We start from the raw sequence: 24046 nt of genomic DNA, 5'->3' as shown, positions 1-24046 counted from the left end.
CGCGGGCGCGGCGAGGGCGACGGGGCCGACGGCCAGCGCGGCGACGGTCGCGGCGACGGCGGTACGGCGTGCGGGCATGCGGAAGGTGTTGCTGTTCAAGGTGGTGGAACCCCCACAGGAGACATGGCGTCGCCGGCCGCCCACCCGGGGACACGGGTGCGGAGCGCGGCCTCGGCGACTCGAGACACCGGAATCCTTACGCACGAAGAGTGAACTGGCAGACACCTGAAGTGACTTCACTCCAAAGGGGGGTTTCCGCGCCCATATTCGATTCTTTCGGCACACCCGTTCCCGCACGCCCCGCGCGTCGCGCAGTACGCCCGCGCACGCGCGAAGTGTGTCAACGACGTGCGCCGGACCGAGGTCACGGACCGTCAACCCGGCACACGCGGTGCAGGAGCGTCAGGCCCGCCAGTACCCCAGCGCGTGCATGCGGTCCTTCGGCGCCCCGAGCTCCTTGCGGACGTACGCGGAGAGCGCCCGGGTGGTCGCGGTGTCGCAGGCGATCCAGACGTACGGCTGCGGCTCGGCGGCGAGCAGCGTGGGCAGCTCGGCGCGGACCCGCTCCACGAGCCCCGCGCCGCCGTCGCGCCGCGGGACCCGGCGCAGGTCGTGCCGGTCCGGGTCGAGCCGCATGGGCAGTTCGTCGTCGTCGGGGTGCGCGGTCTCGAACCACAGGGTCGCGGGCGCGCCCGGCATCGCGTCGAGCAGGGAGTTGATCGCGGGCAGCGAGGCCGGGTCGCCGACGACGAGGAGCCGGCTCGGGCCCGGCTCGGGAGCGGTGAAGCCGGTGCCCTGGAGGGTGGCCTCGATGGTGTCGCCGGGAGCGCAGGTACGGGCCCAGTCGCTGGCGGGGCCGTCGTGCAGCGCGAACTCCACGGAGAAGGTCCCGGCCTCCGGGTCCGGGTCGACGAGGGTGTAGCCGCGCTGATGCGGCTTGCCGCCGTCGTCGAACCAGAGCCGGACCCACATCGTGGGGTGGACGCCGGCGGCGGCGAGCAGTCCGCCATCGCTCATCCGCACCCGGCGGTAGTGCTCGGTGACCTGCTCCGCGCCGGTCACGGTGAACGTGAAGTCCTTGCCGCGGAACAGCTTGAGGACCACACCCTCCCAGCCATGTCCTTGCCCCACCACGGTCTCCTCCCCTTGAGGCCCGGATTGCTTCCCGAGCGGCGGTGGCCTAATTTAGGCCAGCCTAACCTAAGAGAGATCGGGATCAGAGTGAGCTTCGAGGTCTACCGGGACGCCTGGGGGATCCCCCATCTGCGCGCCTCCGACCCGCGCGAACTCGCCTTCGCGCAGGGCCGGGTGACCGCGGTCGACCGCGCCTGGCAGCTGGAGGTCGAGCGACACCGTGCGCTGGGCGGCTCGGCGGCCTTCCTCGGCCCGGAGGCCGTCGACTGGGACGTCTTCGCCCGCCGGGCGCGGCTCGCGGACACGGCGCGACGGTGCTTCGAGCGGCTCGCGGCGCGGGACCCGGAGACCGCGGACTGGCTGCGCGCGTACGCCGAGGGCGTCGACGCGGGCCTCGCAGAAGGGACCGCCCGCGCCCCCGAGTTCGCCGCGACCGGGCTCGTCCCGGGGCGGTGGGAGCCGTGGACGCCGCTGGCGGTGTGGCTGTCCACGCACATCCTGTTCGCCGGGTTCCCGACGAAGCTGTGGCGGGAGGTGGTGGCTACGCGGCTCGGCACGCGGTGGACCGAGCTGTTCGCCACGGACGGCCCGGGCACGGCGGGCTCCAACGGCTGGGTGGTCGCCGGGGAGCGGACCGCGAGCGGCGCGGCCCTGGTGGCGGGCGACCCGCACCGGTTCATCGAGGACCCGGGCGTCTACCAGCAGATCCGGCTCGCCTGCCCCGCGTACGACGTGGTGGGCCTCGCCGTCCCCGGCGTGCCCGGCCTCGCGCACTTCGGCCACACCGGCACGGTCGCCTGGGCGATCACCAACGCGATGGCCGACTACCAGGACGTGTACCGCGAACGCCTGCGCCGCCGCCCCGACGGGGCCGTCGAGGCGCTGGGCCCGGACGGCTGGCAGGAGGCGGCCGTCCACACCGAGACGGTGGAGGTCGCGGGCGGGGACCCGGTCGTGGTCGAGGTGATCGAGACGGCCCGGGGCCCGGTGATCGCGGGCGGGCCCGGCGCCGCGACGGTGATCGCGAGCGACTCCGGCGCCTCGACGGGACGGGAGGGCGTTCCCGCCCCGGGGCCCGACCGGGGGCCCGGCGGCGCTGCCGCCGCGGACCGCTGCGAGGAACCTGCGGCGGAGCCCGGTCCGCGGCCCGGCCGCACCGACCGTCGCGAGGCTCCCACGGCGGAGCCCGGTCCGTGGTCCGGACTCGGGTACGGAGAGGGTGTCAGCCTGCGGTATCCGCCGCGGGTGACCGGGGAGCTGGGGTTCGAGGCGCTGCCGGCGCTGCTGGCGGCCCGGACGGTCGCGGACGTGGACCGGGCGCTGGACGCGTGGGTGGAGCCGGTCAACGTGGTGCAGGCCGCCGACACCGAGGGCGGGCTGCTGCACCGGGTCGCCGGGCACGTGCCCGTACGCGACCGGGCCAACTCCCTGCGGGTCGTCCCGGCCTGGGAGGCCGTGCACGCCTGGGCCGCGGACCCCGCGCCCACCCCCCGAGCCCCCGTCGCCGGCCACGCCGTGATGGCCAACGCCCGGGGCCTGGCAGCCCCGTTGGGCGTCGAGTTCGCCCCGCCGCACCGCGCCGCCCGGATCGACGCGCTGCTCTCGGAGGCCGCGGACTGGACCCCGGAGGCGATGACCGCCGTCCACATGGACACCGACAACCCGTCCGCGGCCCGTCTGCTGGACGCCGTACGCCGCCTGGACGCCGGGGCGCTCACGCCGACCGCCGCGGCGGTGCGGGAGCGGCTGCTGACCTGGGACCGGCGGATGGCGGCCGAGAGCGCGGACGCGGGGCTGTACGCCGCCGTCCGCGGGGCCGTCGTGCGCGGCGTGGCCGCGCACGGGGCGTTCCGGGCGCTGCGCGAACCCGCCCCGTACCCGGCGGTGTTCCAGCCCTGGCTGGCCCTCGGGCCCCGGGTCGCGTACGCCCTGGAGACCCTGCTGGTCGCCGGGCCCGTACCGGCCGCGGACGTCGACCGGATCGTCCGCGACGCCCTGGAGCAGGCCGCGCGCACCGGGCCGCACCCGGCGTGGGGCACAACGCACCGGCTCGCCCCCTGGCAGGCGCTGCCCGACGGGGACGACGCGCAGTGGCCCGGGCTCGGCGGCGACCACGACTGCGTGCTGTCGACGTCCAGCGTGCCCGGGTACACCGACCGCTCGGCACGCGCCTCGGCCGCCCGGTACGTCTGGGACCTCGCGGACCGCGAACGCAGCCTGTGGGTCGTGCCGTTCGGCGCGTCCGGCGTGCCCGGCGATCCGCACCACCGCGACCAGCTCCCGCTGTGGCTGCGGGGCGAGCTCGCCCCCGTCGTCACCGACTGGAACCACCTGACGAAGGAAGACGAGGACCGCCATGACCGCGACCACTGAACACGAGCAGACCGTCGAGGGCTTCGGCACGGTACGGGTCGACCGCATCGACCCCGACCGCGACGCCGCGCTGCTCCACAGCTGGGTCGCCGACGAGCGGGCGCGCTTCTGGGGGATGGCGGACACCACGGTCGAGCAGGTCCGGGAGGTCTACGCGCACCTGGACTCGCTCACCACGCACCACGGCTTCCTGGTGCACCGGGACGGCGAGCCCGTCGCGCTGTTCCAGACGTACGAGCCGGAGGCCGACCGGGTCTCCGAGTGCTACGAGGTGCGGCACGGCGACATCGGCGTGCACGTCCTGATCGCGCCGAGCGCCGCGCCGGAGCGGGGCTTCACCGCCGGGCTGCTGACCGCTCTGGTCGATTTCGCGCTCACCGACCGGACCCGGATCGTGGCCGAGCCGGACGCCGCCAACGAGAAGGCGATCGCCCGGCTCGTCCGGGCCGGTTTCGAGCTGGGTCCGGAGGTCGTGCTGCCGGAGGTGGACCTGCCGGAGGTCTTCATCCCGGAGAAGAAGGCCCGGCTGGCGTTCCTGACGCGTTAGGGCCTGTCCGGCGGATCAGGGTCGGATAGGTCGCGGCGTCTGGTGCGGTGCATCGCAAGGCGCCGGAGCGCCTCGATAGCGGAGCTATTGGGGCGTTTCGGCAACGCGGCGAGGCGCCGTGCCAGACGTCGCGACCCCGGCCATGATCCGCCGGACAGGCCCTAGTGCTCGGTCGTCACGACCAGGCGGCGACGAAGTACCCCACCCCGTACGGCGCGTCCTCGTAGAGGAGGCGGCCGTCAAGACCCGCGCCCTCGGCGGCGCCGGCGAGCACCTGCCAGGGCGCGCGGCCGGCCGCCTTCAGTTCGTGCGCGAGGCCCTCGTCCAGTGCCAGCAGAGCCTCGGTGTCCGCGGCGGCCAGCGCCCGGCCGGCGGCCGCGTCGAAGGGGGCGGCGCGCTCGTCGAGGTAGCCGGGGGCCTTCAGGGTTCGGCAGGCGCTGCCGTCGCCCATCACGAGCAGGGCGACGCGCGCGGCCGAGGCAGCCAGCTCACGGCCCTCGGCGGCGCAGGCCGCGGCATCTTGCCGCTCGCCGATCCCGAGCCCGGCAATGGGCGCGGCGCCCCACCGCTCCCGGTCCAGGAGCCAGGCGGCGACGGAGAGCGCGGCGGGCAGCGGCCGGTCCCCCGCGGGCCCGCTGCCGAGCCGTACGGAGACGTCGACGCCGAACCCCGCGAAGGAGCCCGTGGAGCCCTCCGGGAAGTCCCACCGGCCCGGCCCGTCGGCTGGCCCGATCACGTACAGCCGGTCGGGGCGGGAGGCGGCGAGCACGCCGACGGCGTCCGCGCAGGCGGTCCGGGCGGCGTCGAGCTCGGGCGCGGCCCCGGACGCGACCTGGGGCACGAGCAGCGGAGGGCAGGGGCAGACGGCTGCGGCGACAAGCATGATCCGCAGCCTACTGCGCAAGGCCCGGCCCGGCCCTTCGGTCGGAGCGAGGCCCGGCCGTACGGTCGAGACGGCCCCGGCCGTACGGGCAGCGGCCGGCCTCCGCCGTACGGTCAGTGGCCGACCTCGGCCGTGCCGTCGGGCCGGCCGGCCCTGCGCCGTTCCGGTCAGTGGCTCCCGCAGGCGGGCGCGGAGGCCGCCGGGAGCGGCTCCGGGACGCCGATCTTCGGGAGGCCCAGGAGGACGCCGGCCGGCTTGGCCTCGGCCGCCTCGGTGCGCTTCTGCCAGGCGTCGCCCGCGCGGGTGCGGCGTACGGCCAGGGTCGGGCCCTCGGCCAGCAGGTGGTGCGGGGCCGCGTAGGTGATCTCGACGGTCACCACGTCGCCCGGGCGCACGTCCTCGTCCGGCTTGGTGAAGTGGACGAGGCGATTGTCGGGGGCGCGGCCGGAGATGCGGTGGGTGGCCCCGTCCTTGCGGCCCTCGCCCTCGGCGACCATGACCTCCAGGGTGCGGCCGACCTGCTTCTTGTTCTCCTCCCAGGAGATCTCCTCCTGGAGCGCGACCAGGCGCTCGTAGCGCGCCTGCACGACCTCCTTGGGGATCTGGTCGTCCATCTCGGCCGCCGGGGTGCCGGGGCGCTTGGAGTACTGGAAGGTGAAGGCGTTCGCGAAGCGGGCCTCGCGGACCGTGTGCATGGTCTGCTCGAAGTCCTCCTCGGTCTCGCCGGGGAAGCCCACGATGATGTCGGTGGAGATGGCCGCGTGCGGCATGGCCGCGCGGACCTTCTCGATGATCCCGAGGAAACGCTCCTGCCGGTACGAGCGGCGCATCGCCTTCAGGACGGTGTCCGAACCGGACTGCAGCGGCATGTGCAGCTGCGGCATCACGTTCGGGGTCTCGGCCATCGCCGCGATCACGTCGTCGGTGAAGTCGCGCGGGTGCGGGGAGGTGAAGCGGACCCGCTCCAGGCCCTCGATCTGGCCGCAGGCGCGCAGCAGCTTGGAGAAGGCCTCGCGGTCGCCCAGGTCGGAGCCGTAGGCGTTCACGTTCTGGCCGAGCAGCGTGATCTCCGAGACACCCTCGGCGACGAGGGCCTCCACCTCGGCGAGGATGTCGCCGGGGCGGCGGTCCTCCTCCTTGCCGCGCAGCGCCGGGACGATGCAGAAGGTGCAGGTGTTGTTGCAGCCCACGGAGATCGAGACCCAGGCCGCATAGGCGGACTCGCGCCGGGTCGGCAGCGTGGAGGGGAAGGCCTCCAGCGACTCGGCGATCTCGACCTGCGCCTCCTCCTGGACCCGGGCGCGCTCCAGCAGGACCGGCAGCTTGCCGATGTTGTGCGTGCCGAAGACCACGTCGACCCAGGGGGCCTTGGTGACGATGGTGTCGCGGTCCTTCTGGGCCAGACAGCCGCCGACGGCGATCTGCATGCCGGGCCGGGAGGCCTTCCGCGGAGCGAGCCGGCCGAGGTTGCCGTACAGCTTGTTGTCGGCGTTCTCGCGGACCGCGCACGTGTTGAAGACCACGACGTCGGCGTCGCCGTCGGAGCCCTCGGGAGCGCGGACATAACCGGCGTCTTCAAGCAGACCGGAGAGCCGCTCGGAGTCGTGGACGTTCATCTGGCACCCGTAGGTGCGCACTTCGTAGGTTCGCTGGACGTCCACTGCCGGGCTCCGGTCGCTGATGGTCATGCGACAAGGGTAGGCGGTACCCGCGACAAGTCCCGACCGCGTTCTCCCGGCCCCCGGACCGCCCCGCCGACGACCCCATGCCATGGCCTGGCCGTCACGGGGAGTGAGATGGCAGGATCGCCGCATGGTCACCTCTCTGTCCCGCGTCGCCCGCCGCCGAGTCGTCCAGGCGTCGGCCGCCCTCGCGGTGGTGTGCGGGCTGCTGGCCTGGTGGCTGCTGCCGCTGGGCAGCCCCGCGCCGAGCGGGAAGATCACCTTCAGTACCGGCGTGCCCAGCGGGGTGTACCAGCGCTACGGCAAGCTGCTCCAGCAGGCGCTGGCCCGCGACCTGCCGGACGTGTCGATAACGCTGCGCAACAGCCAGGGCTCCCAGCAGAACCTCGCGCGGCTGGCCTCGGGCGAGGCCGACTTCACGGTGGCGACGGCGGACGCGGTGGCCCAGTACCAGCGCAACCGGAAGCCCGGCGCGGACCGGCTGCGCGGGCTGGCCCGCCTCTACGACGACTACGTACAGCTGGTCGTCCCCAAGTCGTCCACCGCGACCTCCGTGAGCCAGCTCAAGGGGCTGCGCGTGGGGGTCGGGCAGGAGGGCTCCGGAGTCCGGCTGATCGCGGACCGGGTGCTGACGGCCGCCGGGCTGCACCCGGACACCGACATCGTGCCGGTCTTTGCCGGCATCGACACCATGCCCGGCATGCTGGAGCGCGGCCGGCTGGACGCGTTCTTCTGGTCCGGCGGGCTGCCCACGGAGGCCGTGCAGGACCTCTCCGAGCGGTTCGCGGTGCGCCTGGTACCGCTGGACGCGAAGCTGATCGCCACGCTGCACGACGCCGGCGAGTCCACCCGGTACTACCGCTCCGCGGTGGTGCCGGCCGACGCCTACATGCGCGCGCAGGACGGGCAGCCGGTGGAGACGCTGGCCGTGGCGAACCTGCTGGTCACCATGGACGACACCGATCCGGCGATGGCCGAGGGCTTCACGCGAACGGTGATCGGGAGCCGCGACCGGATCGGCAGCCAGGTCCATCCGGCCCAGCTGGTGGACCTGCGCACCGCGATCTACACGGAGCCGCTGCCGCTGCACGAGGGGGCACGGCGGTACTACCAGTCTGTGAAGCCCTGACCCCATACCGGTCCGCGCAGCCCTGGCCCACTACCGGTCCGCGCAGCCTGACCCACCACCGGTCCGCGCAGCCTGACCCACTCCCGGTCCGCGCAGTCCTGATTCAGCGCTCCTCGAACCCCTGACCTACCGCTCCCTGAAGCCCTGATCCGCGTCCGAGGCCCTGGCAGGCGGCGCGGTGCGCGGGACCGTCACGGTCACCCGCAGGCCGTGCGGCTCGTTGCGGGCGTAGGCGATCCTGCCGCCGCCCGCGGCGAGCAGGGAGCGGGTGATGGACAGGCCGAGACCGGAGCCCTTGACGTTCTGGTGCCGGCCGCTGCGCCAGAAGCGGTCGCCGACGCGGGTGAGCTCCTCGTCGGTCAGGCCGGGACCGCGGTCGGTGACCACGATCGTCGAGGTCTCGCCGTCGGCGGCCGTCCGGACGGTGACCTCCTCACCCTCCGGGGTGAACTTCAGGGCGTTGTCGATCACCGCGTCGAGGGCGCTGGAGAGCGCCACCGGGTCCGCCCAGGCGGTCACCGCGCCGCCCTCCATCACCAGCCGGACGCCCTTCTCGTCTGCGAGCGCCCGCCAGGCGGCCACCCGCTCGGCGGCGAGCTCGCCGATGTCGGTGAGCCGCAGGTCGGCGGTGAGGTGCTCGGCGAGCGCCAGGTCGAGCAGGTCGTCGAGGACCTGCGCGAGCCGCTTGCCCTCGGTGCGGACGGAGGCGATCTCCTCGTTGCCCTCGGGGAGTTCGAGGGCGAGCAGCTCGATCCGCAGCAGCAGCGCGGCGAGCGGGTTGCGCAACTGATGGGAGGCGTCCGCCACGAAGGCGCGCTGCTGCTCCAGCACGTCTTCGACGTTGTCCGCCATCTCGTTGAACGCCCGGGCGAGCCGCCGCAGTTCGGGGGGCCCGCCGGTGGTGGCGACGCGGGAGTTCATCCGGCCGGTGGCGATGTCGTGGGTGACCGCGTCGAGCACGCGCACCGGCCGCAGCACCCAGCCGGTGAGCCGGAAGGCCGCGCCGACGGCGACCAGCATCGCGGCGACCTCGCCCGCGGCGATGAGCAGCCAGCCGTGCAGGATCCGCGAACGCAGCTGCCCGGTGGGCGAGTCGGTGACGACGACGGCTATGACGTCCCCGTCCCGTACCACCGGCGAGGCGATGGAGAGCCGGCCGTGCGACTGCCAGGGCCAGACCTGCGGGGGGTCGTGGCTGCGCCGGCCGAGCAGCGCCTCCTGGAAGGCCCGGCGGCCCTCGCCCTCGTACGGGACGACCCAGTCCTCCGGGGCGGCGGCCATCGAGCGGTTGTCGCGGTAGAAGACGCCGGTCCGGATCCCGTACACGTCGTGATAGCTGTTCAGCTCGCCGATCAGGGTGGCGCGGCGCTCGTCGATGCCGGGGTCGTTCTCCTTGACGAACTGGGCGAGGGCGGCGAAGCGGGCGGAGTCGTCGAGCCGGTCGACGACCACCCGCTGCTGCTCGGCGGCGGCGAGACTGGCGGCCAGCGGGAAGCCGAGCGCAAGCAGCACACCGGCCATCAGCACGATGAGCAGCGGAAGAAGACGTGTGCGCACGGAGGACTACGCGGCCGGCACGACGAGGCGGTAGCCGACGCCGCGTACGGTCTCGATCAGGGCGGGCATCTGCAGCTTGGACCGCAGCGAGGCGACGTGCACCTCCAGCGTGCGCCCCGTCCCCTCCCAGTTGGTGCGCCACACCTCGCTGATGATCTGCTCCCGGCGGAAGACCACGCCGGGCCGCTGGGCGAGCAGCGCGAGCAGGTCGAACTCCTTGCGGGTGAGCGGCACCGGCGCGCCGTCGACGCTGACCCGGCGGGTGGGCAGCTCGATGGTGACCGCGCCCAGACGCACCGCGGTCTCCTCGCCGGCCGAACCGGTCTCGTCGCCGCCGGAGTTGCGCCGGCTGACGGCGTGGATCCGGGCGAGCAGCTCCCCGGTGTCGTACGGCTTCACCACGTAGTCGTCGGCCCCGAGATTGAGCCCGTGTATACGGGAGCGGACGTCGGCGCGCGCGGTCACCATGATCACCGGGGTGCTGGTGAGCTTCCGGATCCGGCCGCAGACCTGGTAGCCGTCCTGGTCGGGCAGGCCCAGGTCGAGCAGGATCACTCCGAACGAGGGTCGCTCGCCGTGCGTCGCGGTCAGCACGGCTTGCAGCGCCTCCTCGCCGTTGCGCGCATGGGTCACGGCGAAGCCGTGCCTGGCGAGCACCGCGGACAGGGCGGCGGCGACATGGTCGTCGTCCTCGACGAGCAGCAGTCTCATGGCCCCCCTCCGGTGGCTCTGCGGTGATCGGTGATCAGGGTCGGTGATCAGGATCGGCGATCAGGGTCGTGATCACGTCGGTGATCGGTGTCTGCGCTCACGTGTGCGATCAGGGTCAGTGATCGCGTCGGTGATCGAGTGATGCATCCCTGTGTACCAGGGCATGAACGCCGATGGTCGCCGTCACAGTCAAGTGTCCCCCTGTTCAGCCGGGGTTTCTGTTATGCACCCGGTACGCCGTGGGCCCTACGGTTCACGCAGAGTGCCCGCTTGAGGCCGGATCGTTATGCTCAATTTCCGCTCAGATGTAATGACGCCCGTCACGCCCGGTGCCTAGTGTCCTCTCCAACCGAGGAGGACGGAGCAAAAAGCCGATGAGCGGAGTGTCAGTGACCAAGGGTTCGGAAGACGCCGCGCCGGCGGCGGGCGACCTGGTCGTGCTGTCCGACGTGAACAAGCACTTCGGCGCGCTGCATGTGCTCCAGGACATCGACCTGACCATCGCCCGTGGCGAGGTCGTGGTCGTCATCGGGCCTTCCGGGTCCGGCAAGTCCACACTGTGCCGCACCATCAACCGCCTGGAGACCATAGACTCCGGCGGCATCACGATCGACGGCAAGCCGCTGCCCCAGGAGGGCAAGGAGCTGGCCCGGCTGCGTGCCGACGTCGGCATGGTCTTCCAGTCGTTCAACCTTTTCGCGCACAAGACGGTGCTCGAGAATGTGATGCTGGGTCAGATCAAGGTCCGCAAGGCGGACAAGAAGGCCGCGGAGACCAAGGCCCGCGCCCTGCTCGACCGGGTGGGCGTCGGCACTCAGGCGGACAAGTACCCGGCCCAGCTCTCCGGCGGACAGCAGCAACGCGTCGCGATCGCACGGGCGTTGGCCATGGACCCCAAGGTCATGCTGTTCGACGAGCCCACCTCGGCCCTCGACCCCGAGATGATCAACGAGGTGCTCGAGGTCATGCAGCAACTGGCACGCGACGGGATGACGATGGTCGTCGTCACCCACGAGATGGGCTTCGCCCGCTCCGCCGCCAACCGCGTCGTGTTCATGGCCGACGGCAAGATCGTCGAGCAGGCGACGCCGGACGAGTTCTTCAGCAACCCGCGCAGCGATCGGGCCAAGGACTTCCTGTCGAAGATCCTGCACCACTGACTAGGGTCCTCACCGACGACCAACGACCCACGACACTAGGGATGTTCACCATGAAGCTCCGCAAGACCGCGGCCGTGGCCATTGCTGTGCTCGCGCTCACCGCGACCGCCTGCGGTGGCAAGGAGGGTTCGGCCGGCGACAAGCCGACGAACGTCAAGCCTGGCGAGTCGGGCGCTCCCCAGCTCCCGACCTACACCGTCGCCAAGGACGTGAAGCTGGAGTCCTCCGTCTTCAAGGAGGCCCAGAAGCGCGGCAAGCTGATCATCGGCTCCAAGGCCGACCAGCCGTACCTGGGCTTCGAGGACCAGGCGACCAAGAAGCGTTCCGGCTTCGACATCGAGATCGCCAAGATGATCGCCGCCGACCTGGGCTTCACCGAGGACCAGATCGAGTGGAAGACGGTCGACTCCAAGCTCCGCGAGACCGCGATCTCCACGGGCCAGGTCGACTACTACGTCGGCACCTACACGATCAACGACAAGCGCAAGGCGCAGGTCGGCTTCGCGGGCCCGTACTACAAGGCCGGCGCCGACCTCCTGGTCCGCAAGGACGAGACCGGCATCACCGGTCCGGAGACCCTCAAGGGCAAGAAGGTCTGCTCCATCACGGGCTCCACCCCGCTGCAGGAGATCAAGAAGCCGCAGTACGGCGCCCAGACCACCGAGCTGGCGAAGTACTCCGACTGCGTGCAGCAGCTGCTCACCAAGCAGGTCGACGCCGTCACCACGGACGACTCGATCCTCAAGGGCTACGCCGCCGCCAACGCCGGCAAGCTCAAGGTCGTCGGCAAGCCGTTCACCGAGGAGCCCTACGGCGTCGGCATGAACAAGGACGACAAGACCCTCCGCGACGCGATCAACACCTCGCTGGAGAACCACATCAAGGACGGCACGTACAAGAAGATCTACGAGGCGACCCTGGGCCTGTCCGGCTCCGCCTTCGTCGAGCCGCCGGCGATCGTCCGCTACTGATCATCGCCTTGTGGAGCGCCCCGTACGACCGTACGGGGCGCCCCTGCCCCTGCCCGCACGCCTTGCCCGTAGGCCGCTGACCGCCGACGCGGAGTCCTCATGAACGTACTGCTCGACCATTTCCCGGAGTTCATCGACGGGTTCATAGGAACCGTGTCGATCACCGTCGTCAGCACGGTCATCGCGCTGGTCCTCGGGATCGTCGTCGCCGGCTTCCGAGTCTCGCCCGTCCCGCCGCTGCGCTGGTTCGGCACCGCCTGGGTGACGCTGCTGCGCAACACGCCGCTGACGCTGCTCTTCCTGGTGGCGATGTTCATCGTCCCCGAGATCCTCTTCCCCGGCATGAGCGCCTTCGTGCTCGGCTCGCTCGCGCTGGGCTTCTACACCTCCGCCTTCATCTGCGAGGCGGTCCGCTCGGGCATCAACACGGTGCCGCTCGGGCAGGCCGAGGCCGCCCGCTCCCTCGGCATGACGTTCTCGCAGACCCTGCGCCTGATCGTGCTGCCGCAGGCGACCCGGACCGTGCTGCCGCCGCTGAGCTCGATCCTCATCGCGCTCACCAAGAACTCGGCCATCGCCGGCGCGTTCAGCGTCACCGAGCTGTTCGGCTGGCAGACGCTGATGAGCGAGCAGGGCTACGCCATCGCCGGGATCTTCGTCTGGGTGGCCGCCGCCTACCTGGTCGTCACCTTCACCATCAGCGGCATCTTCCGCCTGCTGGAGCGCCGCATGGAGGTCGCCCGATGAGCGCCAGCGTTCTCTACGACGCCCCCGGCCCCAAGGCCCGCGTCCGCAACCGCGTCTTCGCCGTGATCGGCACCCTCGCCATCGTCGCGCTGATCGGTGTCAGCGTCATGCGGCTGGAGGAGAAGGGCCACCTCGCCTACGCGATGTGGGACATCTTCAACTACGCGGGCATCCGGCAGAACATCGCCGACGCGATCCTCGCGACCCTGAAGGCGTTCGCCATCGCCGCCGTCGGCTCGCTGGTCCTCGGCGTGCTGCTGGCCGTCGGCCGGCTCTCCGACCACAAGCCGGTCCGCTGGTTCGCCACCGGCTTCATCGAGCTGTTCCGCTCGATCCCGCTGCTCATCACGATCTACGCCGTGTGGGTCGGCTTCCTGACCGACTACTCGATGTGGGCGCTGGCGATCGGCCTGTCGATCTACAACGGCTGCGTGCAGGCCGAGGTGCTGCGCGCCGGCATCAACTCGGTGCCCAAGGGGCAGCGCGAGGCGGCGTACGCGCTCGGCATGAGCAAGACGCAGGTGATGACGCACGTCCTGATCCCGCAGGCCGTCCGGGCCATGCTGCCGACGATCATCAGCCAGCTCGTGGTGACCCTCAAGGACACCTCGCTCGGCTTCATCATCCTGTACCCCGAACTGCTCGCGACGGCGCGGCTGATCGCGTCCAACACGCAGGTCAACGGCCAGTACCCGTACGTCTCGACGATCGTGGTCATCGGCACCATCTACATCACGATGTGCCTGCTCCTCTCGGGGCTTGCCACCTGGATCGAGAAGCGGGGGCGGCGGGCCAAGACGGGGATCGCCGTCGTGGACGGCGACGACATCGTCGCGGCCGGCGACGCCGGCCAAGCGGCCGCGACCACGATCCTGGCCGGGCCCGGCGGGTCCGACGGGGTCGGCGGCACAGGGAACTGACGGCATGTGACATCATCCGGGGGCAGTGGCGGTCGCGCCGCTGCCCCCGTCGCTTGACGCACGCACCCGCACTCGATTGCATACGTTCTGTGACCAGACACCGGACTCGCGCCGCTCGCCTTCGTGCATTCCGCCTGACCGAACGGGCTTCTGGAGTCGCGCCGTGGACCCGGTGATCATCGTCGGCGCAGGGCCCGTGGGCCTTGCGCTCTCCCTTTCTCTGGCCGCCCAGGGCGTGCCGACCGTCGTCCTGGACGAGGGCGACGGCAAGGAGGAGCCCCGCCCGGCCCGCACCGTGGTGCTGCGCCCCGACATGGCGGCGATGGTGGAACGGCTCGGCTGCGCCACCCTGCGTGACGAAGGGGTCCGGTGGGCCGGCTGGCGCTCCCTGCGACGCAAGCAGCAGATGCGGCACATCGAGCTCACCGGGGACGGGGGGACGCTTGCCCCGCTGCACATCCCTCAGCACGCCCTCGCGCGCGGACTGCGCGCCGCGATCGCCGGCCAGGACCTGATCCAGCTGATCACCGAGAGCCGGCTCGACACCATCGAGCAGGGAGACGACGGCGTCGTCGCGCACACCCGCGGCCCCGGCGCGAACTGGTGGCGCGGCAGCCACCTGGTCGGCTGCGACGGCGCCCGCTCCACCGTGCGCAAGCTGCTCGGCATCCGCTTCCCCGGGCGTACGGCGGTCGAGCGCCACGCGGTCGCCGCGCTGCGCACCGAACTCCCATGGCCGGGCGAGGTCCTGTTGCACCGTCAGCCGCCTTGGCGGGGCAGCGGGGAGGAGATCACCGCCCGTCCGCTGCCGGACGGCGTGTGGCGGATCGACTGGCTGCTGCCGCCGCGCGGCGAGCTCGTGACCCCGGAGACGCTCGTCTCGCGGGTCCGGGACACGCTGGCCGGCTGGTGCGACGACTCGACTCCGCAGTACGAGCTGATCGACACCGGCGTGCACACCCTGCACCACCGCCTGGCCCGGCGCTGGCGGGTGGACCGGGTGTTCCTCGCCGGCGACGCGGCCCATCTGCTGGGCGCGGTCGGCACGCAGGGGGTCGACGAGGGGCTCCGGGACGTGGACAACCTGGCGTGGAAGCTGGCCCTGGCCTGGCACCACGGGAGCTCGGAGACGCTGCTCGACAGCTACCAGAGCGAGCGGCGCTCGGCCGTCGCGTCCCGGCTGCGGGCGGCCGACCAGTCCCTGCCGGTGCTGCGGGGCGGCGGCGGGCTGCGGACGTACATCCCCGGCAGCGCGCGCGGGTACGACGCCCTGCTGACGGACGGGCACCTGGGGCGCGGCCCGCTCGGCGCGCCCCCCGCGTACCCGCACTCCCCCCTCGCGCCTCCGGCCGCCGGGGAGGGCCGGATCGCGGTCGGCACGGCCGACGGCGCGCCGGTGGACGACGTCCGGGTGTCCGCTCCGGACGACACGACGGTACGGCTCCGGGACCGGCTGGGACGAGGGCGGCTGCTGGTGGTCCTGGTCGCGCCGGGGACCGGGGTGTGGGACCGGCGGCACTGGAAGTCGGCCGGGGTGATGCCGCAGCTGGCCGAGGCGGTGGACGCGCTGCCGGTCCGCGCGGAGCTGCTGGTGACCGAGGCGTACCCGGGGGCTGCCGCGCACAGCGTGCTGCTGGTGCGGCCGGACGGTCATCTGGTGGCCGCCTTCTCCGGGGTACGGCCCGCGGAGCTGTACGCGGCGGCGGACGCGGCGCGCGGGGGCGCGGCGGGTGGGTCAGGGGCTCGGTCGGAGGCTCGGTCGGGGGCGCTGCGGGACAGCGACCGTACGGCGGACGTCAATTGACCGTCGCGGGAGCGCATGGTGTACTCCGGAACGTGACCGACACCGATGTGCGCCTGTGGCGGAGGGTCCATATGGACCTCGTCCGCTATGCGGGCTGCGTGTGTCGCCCGTCCTGCTGAATTCGCCTCTTCCCTTCCGCGCGCCCGGCCGCACGCCGCCGATGCGCTCGACTTCGTCGATGCCGTCGGCCCGGTGCTGCCCGCCTGCGGCGCGCGTCCCTTGCGAACTCCAGGACGGTCCTCCGTGTCTCAGCACACCGCTGTGCCCGCATCCGCATCGACCGCTGCCCCCGCCTCCACCCCCACCGCCGCCGAGCTGCTGGACTTCGTCCGCCGCACGGCCGCGGACACCGAACTGATCGACTCGCTGCCCCTCGACCCCGAGGGCCGTACCTGGGTGCGGCTCGACGGGCCCGGCGGCAGCGAGGCCTGGCTGATCGGCTGGCCGCCCGGCACGGGTACCGGCTGGCACGACCACGCCGAGTCACAGGGGGCGTTCGCGACCGCGCGCGGCGCGCTCCGGGAGAACTCGCTCGCCGTCCGGCTGCCCGCGAGTGGGTGGCGGACCCTGGAGCTGGCCGACGGGGTGGACCGGAAAAGGGAGTTGACGGTGGGTCAGGGCCGGGCCTTCGGGCGGCACCATGTGCACGAGGTGTTCAACGAGTCCGGTGCCGGGCATGCGGTGTCGGTGCACGCGTACTATCCGCCGCTCCCGCTGATCCGGCGCTTCAGCCGGACGGGCGCGGTGCTCCGTCTTGAGCAGGTCGAGCGTCCGGAGGACTGGCAGTGAGCGGCGAGGCACACGGCGGGGCGAACGGTACGGGCGATGGTGCGCGGGTCGGCATCGACGAGCTGCTGGAGCGGGTCCGGACGGACCTGGACCGGATCGGCCCCCAGGAGGCGTACGACGCGTACGAAGCGGGGGACGCGCTCCTGGTCGACACCCGGTACGCGGCACTGCGCGAGCGGGACGGGCTGATCCCGGGCGCGCTGGTCGTCGAGCGCAACGAGCTGGAGTGGCGGCTCGATCCCCTCGGGAGCCACCGGGCGCCGCAGGCGGTCCACCATGACCTGCGGGTGGTGGTGTTCTGCAACGAGGGCTACGCCTCGTCCCTCGCGGCGGAGTCCCTGCGCCGCCTTGGCCTGCACCGCGCCACGGACGCGATCGGCGGCTTCCAGGCCTGGAAGGCCGCCGGCCTCCCCGTCCTGCCCCCGACAGGACGCACCGCCTGAGGCCCGGGCGGGGCACGGGAGGCTAGTACGGCTCGTCGAGGCCTTCCGTGTCCTCGCCCTCGGCCTCCAGCGCCTGGCGGACCACGCGCAGGGCCAGGCCCTCCGGGTAGCCCTTGCGAGCGAGCATGCCCGCGAGGCGGCGCAGGCGGCGGTCGCGGTCGAGCCCTCTCGTGGCGCGGAGCTTGCGGGCGACGAGCTCGCGCGCGGTGGCCTCCTCCTGCTCGGAGTCGAGCTGGGCGACCGCCTCGTCGATCAGCGACGGGTCGACGCCCTTGGTCCGCAGCTCCCGGGCCAGCGCGCGGCGGGCGAGGCCGCGGCCGTAGTGCCGGGACTCCACCCAGGCGTCCGCGAACGCGGCGTCGTCGATCAGCCCCACGTCCTCGAAGCGGGAGAGGACCTCGTCGGCGACCTCGTCCGGGATCTCGCGCTTGCGCAGGGCGTCGGCGAGCTGCTTGCGGGTGCGGGGGGTCCCGGTGAGCAGGCGCAGGCAGATCGCCCGCGCCCGCTCAGCCGGATCCTGGGGCGACAGCTCCTTCTCGGCCCTCGACGAGTCGGGGCTGTCACCCGGCCATTCGGTACGACCGGTCACCGCGTCAGCTCTTGGCCGCCGCGGCCTTGGTCGCCTTGGCGGTCTTGCTCGCCGGGGCCGGGACGGACTTGGCCGCCTCGTCCGTGTTCGCAGCGGCCGCCGTACCCGCCGCGTCCGCGCCGGGCTCGCCCGCCGGGGCCTCCGGAGCCGGACGGACGCCGACGCCCAGCTTCTCCTTGATCTTCTTCTCGATCTCGTTGGCGAGGTCGGGGTTGTCCTTCAGGAAGTTGCGGGCGTTCTCCTTGCCCTGGCCGAGCTGGTCGCCCTCGTACGTGTACCAGGCGCCGGCCTTGCGGACGAAGCCGTGCTCCACGCCCATGTCGATCAGGCCGCCCTCGCGGCTGATGCCCTGGCCGTAGAGGATGTCGAACTCGGCCTGCTTGAAGGGCGGCGCGACCTTGTTCTTGACGACCTTGACGCGGGTGCGGTTGCCGACCGCGTCCGTGCCGTCCTTGAGCGTCTCGATACGGCGGATGTCGAGGCGCACCGACGCGTAGAACTTCAGGGCGCGGCCACCGGTCGTGGTCTCCGGCGAGCCGAACATCACGCCGATCTTCTCGCGGAGCTGGTTGATGAAGATCGCGGTGGTCTTGGACTGGTTGAGCGCGCTGGTGATCTTCCGGAGGGCCTGGCTCATCAGACGGGCCTGGAGACCCACGTGCGAGTCGCCCATCTCGCCCTCGATCTCCGCGCGCGGGACGAGCGCGGCGACGGAGTCGATGACGATGAGGTCGAGGGCGCCGGAGCGGACCAGCATGTCGACGATCTCGAGGGCCTGCTCGCCGTTGTCCGGCTGGGACAGGATGAGGTTGTCGATGTCGACGCCGAGCTTCTTCGCGTACTCGGGGTCGAGGGCGTGCTCGGCGTCGACGAACGCGACCTGGCCGCCGGCCTTCTGGGCGTTCGCGACGGCGTGCAGGGTCAGGGTCGTCTTACCGGAGGACTCCGGCCCGTAGATCTCCACGACACGGCCGCGGGGCAGCCCGCCGACGCCGAGCGCGACGTCGAGGGCGGTCGAGCCGGTGGAGATCACCTCGATCGGCTCCTGGGTGCGGTCGCCCATGCGCATCACGGCACCCTTGCCGAATTGCCGTTCAATCTGCGCGAGCGCGGCTTCGAGTGCCTTCTCGCGGTCGGTTCCTGCCATGGGTTCCACCCGGTTTGCTTGAGTCGATCGCTTCATGTGAAAGACGCTAACCCCTGCCACTGACAATGGGCCCCGGCGTCCCTGCGACCTGTGGATAACTCGGCGTCGAGCCCGTGATTCCAAGGGCCGGAATCCCATAAGAATGGATGTTCGATTTTAGTGTCAAGCGCGCCACGCGCGGCGCGCGGGCCCCGCGCCGTGACTGAGCGTTTTAGTTGGCCACTGAGCGTTGCACTTGGCCAGTTGAGCGCACGGAGTCGAGTGACGTGACTGGACGAGATGGTTGGCAGTTGACCGAGACGGCTGAGCCGACCCACTAGCGTATTGACGTGCACATCATCGATGACCCCTGCTTGTCGCCCCGCGTCGCGACTCTCCTGGCGCGGGCACGGCGCGGCCCTGGGATGCCCGCTGACCGCATACGCGCACTGGCCCGCGCGGTGACTTCCGACGGGAACGAGACAGCAGTGCCGCCTGAGGCCATCGAGGCGATGATTCGTTTCGAGGAACGCTACGGCGGCCTGTGGTACCCGCTCCTCGGCCCCAACGGTATGGAACACGGCCTAAACGGCGAGGCCACCATCTACCTCAACATCGACGGCTGGACCTTCCCAGGCATCCTCGATGGTGACCAGACCTGGTCGGTCGACGTCCTCCAAGACGAGCGCACCGCCATGACGCTCGCGGGACGTCCCCGGGTCATAAACAGCAGCATCCTTCAGCGCCTGGAGGCCCACGCCCAGTTGTCACAGGTCCGAGACTGGCCCCATGTGACCTTCGCCGTTGCCACCGAACCCGGCCAGGAGCCGACGGTCGCCGAAGCCGGCCTCCCTGACCTCGACGCCGAGGCAACTGGGCCCGCCGACAGGTGGTGGGTCGGCAGCGAGACGGCGATTCATCTGAAGCTTCACAAGTGGTGGGGCGAAGAAGACATTTGGGTCGCGCGCTGCTTTACGGAGCGGGCCGAGAACCTGGCGACCACGGTCGATGCGCTACGGCACGCGGTGACGGGTGGCGTGTGGAGGAACTGGGACTGGTGCGGGCTGTGTACCCACGTCAGGCAGCCAGCGCAAGTCTGCCTTCCCAACGCAGGGAAGCAGAGCAGCTGACCCCGGAGAAGCAGCCCGGTCCAAGTCGAGCTTGGCAGCGGCTTGCGCCGGGGCCGCTCGTGCGGGGAGTGTCGATGCGGGCGGCGAGCTCATCGCTGTATATGCCGGTCTTGATGGTGAGCTTCTTGGCGATCTCGGGGACCGGGGTGCCTTTGGCCTTGAGCGCGACGGCGAAGGTGAGCATGTCGTCGTCAATCACCTTCGGGCGGCCGCCGTGGTTGCCCTTGTCGGCGGCACCTCGCTCGGTGCGTCGGTCGGGGCTGCGGCCGCCACCGGGTGCCAACGCTTGACCGCAGCGGACGGCCCCAGCCGCATGCGCGGATCGCAGAAGAGGACGGTCCAGTCGTCGCCTCAGTGTCCGTCGCGGACCACCGCTAACCCGCCGACCCGGGTCGTGATGCCCGCCGGCCCGCGTCGGGCCGAAGCGAGCACGCTGGCCGGTCGACCGAGGGTGTCGCCCTGCTCCACCTCGATCGCGACCGTTTGCGCCCCTGTCGTGTCGAGCAGGTGGGCGGCCAGGCAGCCGGTGCTGTTGGCGTTGGCTACGTCCTCGTCGACACCGATCGCCGGCGCGAACATCCGCGCCGCACCCGGTCGGTCGCCCACCGGCGGTACGTACACGAAACAGCCGAGGAGCCCGTACCGCCGGCACGCCGCTGTCAGCCTGCCGAGGTGTGGGCAGACTCGGAGCAGCGCCGACCGGTCATGGACCGGTACCAACATGCGTGGTGCGCCGGGCGCGGCGATCCGTGGCGCGTCGGTCGGATGCGGATCGTCCGCGGTGAGCCCGAGCGCGGCGACGATCGCGGCGCGCTCGTCCGGTGCCGGGTGACGCAGCGCGACGAGGCCCTGGTCGAACCACACCTCGATGCCGGCGGGGCGGCGGATCGCGACGGTGTCGAACGTGCGCCCGCCGGTGTGTTGGCGGTCGTTCAGCTCGCCCAGCGCGGTGCGGGTCAACCGGACGGCCTGCGCGGCAACGGTGCCGTGGCCGCAGCCGGACAGTTCGGCGGTGGCGGTGAAGAACCGGACCGGCCAGCCACCGTCCGGCGTCCGCCCCGAGCCGAGGAACGCCGCGTGCGAGGTGCCGGCCGCAGCAGCGACCGCACGCCGGTTAGCGTCCGTCGCCGCCGGGTCGTCGTCTGTGACGGCCGTGGGGCTACCGCCCCGGCCGTCGCGCCGCACGCACGCATCAACCACCGTGACATCCGGCCAGGACATCGGCCCACCTTTGACGCTCAACGAACCGGCAACCGCCAACGGCGTCCGCCGCTAGCCGGACCTGGCCTTAAGCGGCCGACCGAACGCATCCCGGATGCGTACCGGCCTGCCTCAGCCGGCGCCGTCCTGTACCGGATAGTGGATGATGACCACACCGCCGGTGGCATAGTTGGCGACATCGGCGGCCAGCCGCTGGCCGTGCGGCGACGCCTGCGCCGCGTCCATGGCGGCGGCGTCAGCGAAGTCGGCTTCGAAGACCGCGAAATACGGCGCTTCCCCCTCGAGCGCCGCCACGTCGAAGCTGTAGCGCCACGCAAGCGGGCCGGGCCAATTCATGACCAGCGGAAGGTGGTTGGTCACGTAGTAGTCGCGGAAGTGGTCAGGGTCGGCGGGCTCGGAATACAGGACAACAAGCTTATGCATGACGGCCTCCGTCCAGAGACGTCAGCTGGCTGCCCAACTCGTAGCGACCCCACCCGTGCATGGCGCTAGCCATCGGGAGGTTTCTGGCGAACATGCGGAACAGCCCGATCGGCGGGGCATCCCCGGGCATCATGCGCGCGAGCAGTGCGCCGGCCTGGTGGGTGCACGGCGGTTCCAGCAGGGCTATCCGCGACATCGGCTCTCCCGTCGAGTTCGTTTCGAAATCAGAAACGCTGGGTGGATGCTAGTGTTTCGAATAACGAAACGCAAGGAGGGCCATGTCGACACCGCGCCCAGGAACACCGGTTCGTGGATCGACTACCGGCCGTCCCCTCATGGCCGCGATGGACCTGTTCGGCCGTCGGTGGGCGCTGCGAATTCTCTGGGAACTGCGTGCGGGTCCGCTCGGCGCCCGCGCGCTGCTGGCACGGTGCGAAGGGCTGTCATCCAGCGTCCTCTACCAGCGGCTCCGCGAACTCGCATCGAGCGGGATCATCGCCCCCTCGGCCGATGGCTACGAGCTGACTCGGCTGGGGACAGCACTCCGTGATGCCCTCCGTCCGCTCGACGAATGGGCGAGCACCTGGGCGCAGGAGCAAGAACACAACGATCAGGAGCCCACGGAGACGTGAAGATCACGCCCGAGGTCGCGTACGGGCACCATGACCTTGGCTCTGCCCGCCTTTTGAGGACTCCACGAGGCCACCTCATCGCAGTCCCGCTGCACCGTCGGCAAGATCACCGGTAGTCGTCCCCTTAGACCCGGTCCGCGCTACCCTGCCCGCCTCCGCGCTCAGCTGGCCGACTAGAACGCTCAGTCGCACCCGTGCCGACCGTCGTCTCGTGCGATGAGCGCTCACCCGCGTGGGTGGGCGCCCTCGCCCAGCGGGCCCAGTACCGCGAGCCGCTCCGGCCCCGGCGAGGCAGGGGCCCGAAGCTGGGGCCGGCACTGACGGTGACCGGCCGCGGGGCGGTCGGCGGCGGAGAGGTTCACATGTCCACAATCGTTCCCAGTCCCGGAGGGGTGCGGGGAAGAACCCGACGCGGCCGCCTCGGGGCGGCGGCGTTCGTCGCGGCCATGTCGCTCGTCCTGGGCCTGCCCGGGGTCGCGGCGGCCGCGCCCGGCGACCTGGATCCGTCCTTCAGCAACGACGGCAAGGTCACCGTCGACGTCGCCAACGCGGAGGGCAACTCGGATGTGCTCGTCCAGGCGGACGGCAAGATCGTCACGCTCGGCAGCGGCTCCGACTTCGAGCAGCCGTACGACTTCATCCTCGTACGGCACAACGCCGACGGCAGCCGGGACACGACCTTCGGCGGCGGCGACGGCGTCGTCTTCACCGACTTCGGAACGGGCAGCCAGGACGATGCCCGAGCGCTGGTGCAGGACAGCGACGGCAAGCTCGTCGTGGTGGGCGGCAGCACGGCGACGCCCTCCGACCTGCCGCAGGTCGCGCTCGCCCGCTACAACACGGACGGCTCCCTGGACACGGCCTTCAGCGGCGACGGCAAGCTCGTCACCGGACTCGGGGAGACCGCCGCGAGCATCGCCAACACAGTGATCTTCGGGACCGACGGCAGGATCATCATCGGCGGCGCCCTGGGCGGCAACGCGATGGTGGCCGCCTTCACCCCCGCCGGTGTCCCCGAGAGCCCCTGGGGCGACGACGGCTCGGGCAAGACCGTCTTCACGTACGCGGGCGGCAACTCGGCGATCTACGACCTGACGCCGGCGGGCGGCGAAGCGTACCTCGCGGCCGGCTCCAGCCCCTCCGGCTTCGGACTCATGCGCTTCTTCCAGGAGTTCGGCGGCACGGACGTTTCGTTCGGCGACAACGGCAAGGTGGCCACCCCCTTCGGCAACGAGATCGTGAGCGTCGAGCAGGTGGTGGGCGGGTTCGTCGCCGCCGGATCCAGCGGCAGCGGCACGGGTTCCCGCTTCGCCGTGGCCCGCTACGACGGGGACGGGAACCTGGACCCGGCCTTCGGCGGCGGCGACGGCACCGTGACCACCGCCTTCGGCGCGAACAGCGCCATCGCGCACGACATGGCCCTCCAGGAGGACGGGAAGATCGTCGTCGTGGGTGGCGCCGCCCTCGACTTCGCACTCGCCCGCTACAACGCGGACGGCTCCCTGGACACCGCCTTCAACGGCGACGGCCTGGTGACCACCGACATCTCGACCTTCTTCGACGAGGCCTACGCCGTGGCGCTCCAGTCCGACGGCAAGATCGTCGTGTCCGGCCAGGACGGCGACAACCAGGCCGTGCTCCGCTACCTGATCGACGCGGGCCCGCCGCCCCCGCCCACGGTCGACGTGTCCGTGACCAAGACCGGTCCCGCGACCGTCAGTCTCGGTGACACCGCGACGTACACGATCCGGGTGACCAACAACAGCACCACGAACACGGCCACCGCCGTCTCCATCTCCGACACCCTCACCGGCGGCTCCGGCACCATCCTGTCGGCCACGCCCAGCCAGGGCGGGCCGTGCACGGTCAACCCGACGACGATGAACTGCCGCTTCGGCGACATCGCACCCGGCGCCTCCGCCACCGTCACCGTGGTCGCCGAACCGCGAGCCACCGGCACCCTCACCGACTGGGTCGCCACCGCCGCCGTCGAGGACGACCCCGTACCCGCCAACAACAACGCCAACGCCGCCACCACCGTCAACAACGCCCGCGGCTGCACCATCGTCGGCACC

At 71.7% G+C, this 24046-nt stretch carries 24 protein-coding genes; 14 read left to right on the top strand and 10 right to left on the bottom strand.

Annotated elements, in window-relative coordinates:
- Positions 1-402: 402 nt before the first annotated feature.
- Positions 403-1131, bottom strand: a complete 729-nt coding sequence (locus VIU94_RS13780; protein ID WP_331911172.1) for a siderophore-interacting protein — start codon at positions 1129-1131, stop codon at positions 403-405.
- Between the two features lie 90 nt (positions 1132-1221).
- On the opposite strand from VIU94_RS13780, the gene VIU94_RS13775 reads away from it, so the two are divergent.
- Both VIU94_RS13775 and VIU94_RS13770 read left to right on the top strand, forming a co-directional pair.
- Positions 1222-3507, top strand: a complete 2286-nt coding sequence (locus tag VIU94_RS13775; RefSeq protein ID WP_331911167.1) for a penicillin acylase family protein — start codon at positions 1222-1224, stop codon at positions 3505-3507.
- Positions 3491-4054, top strand: coding sequence for a GNAT family N-acetyltransferase (locus tag VIU94_RS13770; RefSeq protein ID WP_331911165.1), 564 nt, complete (start codon positions 3491-3493; stop codon positions 4052-4054). The genes VIU94_RS13775 and VIU94_RS13770 overlap by 17 nt, the downstream gene beginning before the upstream one ends.
- A 175-nt stretch (positions 4055-4229) precedes the next feature.
- Here the strand turns inward: VIU94_RS13770 and VIU94_RS13765 are convergent, their stop codons facing one another.
- Positions 4230-4937 carry a class III extradiol dioxygenase subunit B-like domain-containing protein gene (locus VIU94_RS13765; protein WP_331911163.1) on the bottom strand — a complete coding sequence of 236 codons (708 nt, stop codon included), beginning with the start codon at positions 4935-4937 and terminating at the stop codon, positions 4230-4232.
- Positions 4938-5104: 167 nt separating this feature from the next.
- Positions 5105-6625, bottom strand: coding sequence for a tRNA (N6-isopentenyl adenosine(37)-C2)-methylthiotransferase MiaB (gene miaB / locus VIU94_RS13760; RefSeq protein WP_331911161.1), 1521 nt, complete (start codon positions 6623-6625; stop codon positions 5105-5107).
- A 124-nt stretch (positions 6626-6749) separates the two neighbouring features.
- On the opposite strand from miaB, the gene VIU94_RS13755 reads away from it, so the two are divergent.
- Positions 6750-7748 carry a TAXI family TRAP transporter solute-binding subunit gene (locus VIU94_RS13755; protein WP_331911159.1) on the top strand — a complete coding sequence of 333 codons (999 nt, stop codon included), beginning with the start codon at positions 6750-6752 and terminating at the stop codon, positions 7746-7748.
- A 126-nt stretch (positions 7749-7874) separates the two neighbouring features.
- On the opposite strand, the gene VIU94_RS13750 is transcribed toward VIU94_RS13755, so the two are convergent.
- On the bottom strand, positions 7875-9305 hold the full coding sequence (locus VIU94_RS13750) for a sensor histidine kinase (RefSeq protein WP_331911157.1): 1431 nt from the start codon (positions 9303-9305) through the stop codon (positions 7875-7877).
- A gap of 6 nt (positions 9306-9311) precedes the next feature.
- Positions 9312-10016 (bottom strand): response regulator transcription factor, encoded by a 705-nt coding sequence (locus VIU94_RS13745; protein ID WP_331911155.1) that lies wholly within the window; start codon positions 10014-10016, stop codon positions 9312-9314.
- A gap of 374 nt (positions 10017-10390) precedes the next feature.
- Here VIU94_RS13745 and VIU94_RS13740 point away from each other — a divergent pair, with 374 nt between their 5' ends.
- The 8 genes from VIU94_RS13740 (at position 10391) to VIU94_RS13710 (ending at position 16850) form a co-directional block, all read left to right on the top strand.
- On the top strand, positions 10391-11176 hold the full coding sequence (locus VIU94_RS13740; protein WP_331911153.1) for an amino acid ABC transporter ATP-binding protein: 786 nt from the start codon (positions 10391-10393) through the stop codon (positions 11174-11176).
- A 50-nt stretch (positions 11177-11226) separates the two neighbouring features.
- Positions 11227-12147, top strand: a complete 921-nt coding sequence (locus VIU94_RS13735; protein ID WP_331911151.1) for a glutamate ABC transporter substrate-binding protein — start codon at positions 11227-11229, stop codon at positions 12145-12147.
- 99 nt (positions 12148-12246) lie between these two features.
- Positions 12247-12894, top strand: a complete 648-nt coding sequence (locus tag VIU94_RS13730; RefSeq protein WP_331911149.1) for an amino acid ABC transporter permease — start codon at positions 12247-12249, stop codon at positions 12892-12894.
- Positions 12891-13814 (top strand): amino acid ABC transporter permease, encoded by a 924-nt coding sequence (locus VIU94_RS13725; RefSeq protein ID WP_331911147.1) that lies wholly within the window; start codon positions 12891-12893, stop codon positions 13812-13814. Before VIU94_RS13730 ends, VIU94_RS13725 begins: the two co-directional genes overlap by 4 nt.
- A 163-nt stretch (positions 13815-13977) precedes the next feature.
- Entirely contained in the window at positions 13978-15618 is a 1641-nt protein-coding gene (locus VIU94_RS13720) for an FAD-dependent monooxygenase (protein ID WP_331911145.1), read from the top strand.
- A gap of 71 nt (positions 15619-15689) precedes the next feature.
- A complete protein-coding gene (locus VIU94_RS44715) occupies positions 15690-15737 on the top strand; it encodes a hypothetical protein (protein WP_309506048.1) in 48 nt (15 codons plus the stop codon).
- Positions 15738-15879: 142 nt separating this feature from the next.
- The gene (locus tag VIU94_RS13715; protein WP_414720944.1) at positions 15880-16407 is read left to right on the top strand and encodes a cupin domain-containing protein; all 528 of its coding nucleotides are present in this window, start codon (positions 15880-15882) and stop codon (positions 16405-16407) included.
- On the top strand, positions 16404-16850 hold the full coding sequence (locus VIU94_RS13710) for a rhodanese-like domain-containing protein (protein WP_331911141.1): 447 nt from the start codon (positions 16404-16406) through the stop codon (positions 16848-16850). Before VIU94_RS13715 ends, VIU94_RS13710 begins: the two co-directional genes overlap by 4 nt.
- A gap of 22 nt (positions 16851-16872) precedes the next feature.
- Here VIU94_RS13710 and recX read toward each other — a convergent pair whose 3' ends face one another.
- The gene (recX, locus tag VIU94_RS13705; protein WP_331911139.1) at positions 16873-17439 is read right to left on the bottom strand and encodes a recombination regulator RecX; all 567 of its coding nucleotides are present in this window, start codon (positions 17437-17439) and stop codon (positions 16873-16875) included.
- 4 nt (positions 17440-17443) lie between these two features.
- Positions 17444-18586: a recombinase RecA gene (gene recA, locus VIU94_RS13700; RefSeq protein ID WP_331911137.1), complete on the bottom strand. Its 1143-nt coding sequence runs from the start codon at positions 18584-18586 to the stop codon at positions 17444-17446.
- A 329-nt stretch (positions 18587-18915) separates the two neighbouring features.
- On the opposite strand from recA, the gene VIU94_RS13695 reads away from it, so the two are divergent.
- The gene (locus VIU94_RS13695; protein ID WP_331911135.1) at positions 18916-19695 is read left to right on the top strand and encodes a hypothetical protein; all 780 of its coding nucleotides are present in this window, start codon (positions 18916-18918) and stop codon (positions 19693-19695) included.
- On the opposite strand, the gene VIU94_RS13690 is transcribed toward VIU94_RS13695, so the two are convergent.
- The 3 genes from VIU94_RS13690 to VIU94_RS13680 form a co-directional block, all read right to left on the bottom strand.
- Entirely contained in the window at positions 19643-19978 is a 336-nt protein-coding gene (locus VIU94_RS13690; RefSeq protein ID WP_331911133.1) for a hypothetical protein, read from the bottom strand. The two genes, VIU94_RS13695 and VIU94_RS13690, sit on opposite strands and share 53 nt — an antisense overlap.
- A gap of 68 nt (positions 19979-20046) precedes the next feature.
- Positions 20047-20916 carry a PhzF family protein gene (locus VIU94_RS13685; RefSeq protein WP_331911174.1) on the bottom strand — a complete coding sequence of 290 codons (870 nt, stop codon included), beginning with the start codon at positions 20914-20916 and terminating at the stop codon, positions 20047-20049.
- Positions 20917-21027: 111 nt separating this feature from the next.
- Positions 21028-21339: an EthD family reductase gene (locus VIU94_RS13680; protein ID WP_331911131.1), complete on the bottom strand. Its 312-nt coding sequence runs from the start codon at positions 21337-21339 to the stop codon at positions 21028-21030.
- Positions 21340-21674: 335 nt separating this feature from the next.
- Here VIU94_RS13680 and VIU94_RS13675 point away from each other — a divergent pair, with 335 nt between their 5' ends.
- Both VIU94_RS13675 and VIU94_RS13670 read left to right on the top strand, forming a co-directional pair.
- Positions 21675-21971, top strand: a complete 297-nt coding sequence (locus VIU94_RS13675; protein ID WP_331911129.1) for a winged helix-turn-helix transcriptional regulator — start codon at positions 21675-21677, stop codon at positions 21969-21971.
- 362 nt (positions 21972-22333) lie between these two features.
- The coding region (locus tag VIU94_RS13670; RefSeq protein WP_331911127.1) for a delta-60 repeat-containing protein at positions 22334-24046 on the top strand (1713 nt) is incomplete at its 3' end.

The organism is Streptomyces sp. (assembly GCF_036566765.1).
In the GTDB taxonomy this organism is placed as follows: Bacteria; Actinomycetota; Actinomycetes; order Streptomycetales; family Streptomycetaceae; genus Streptomyces.
Note: the sequence above shows the minus strand (reverse complement) of the source record. Positions and strands in the feature narration are given on the sequence as shown.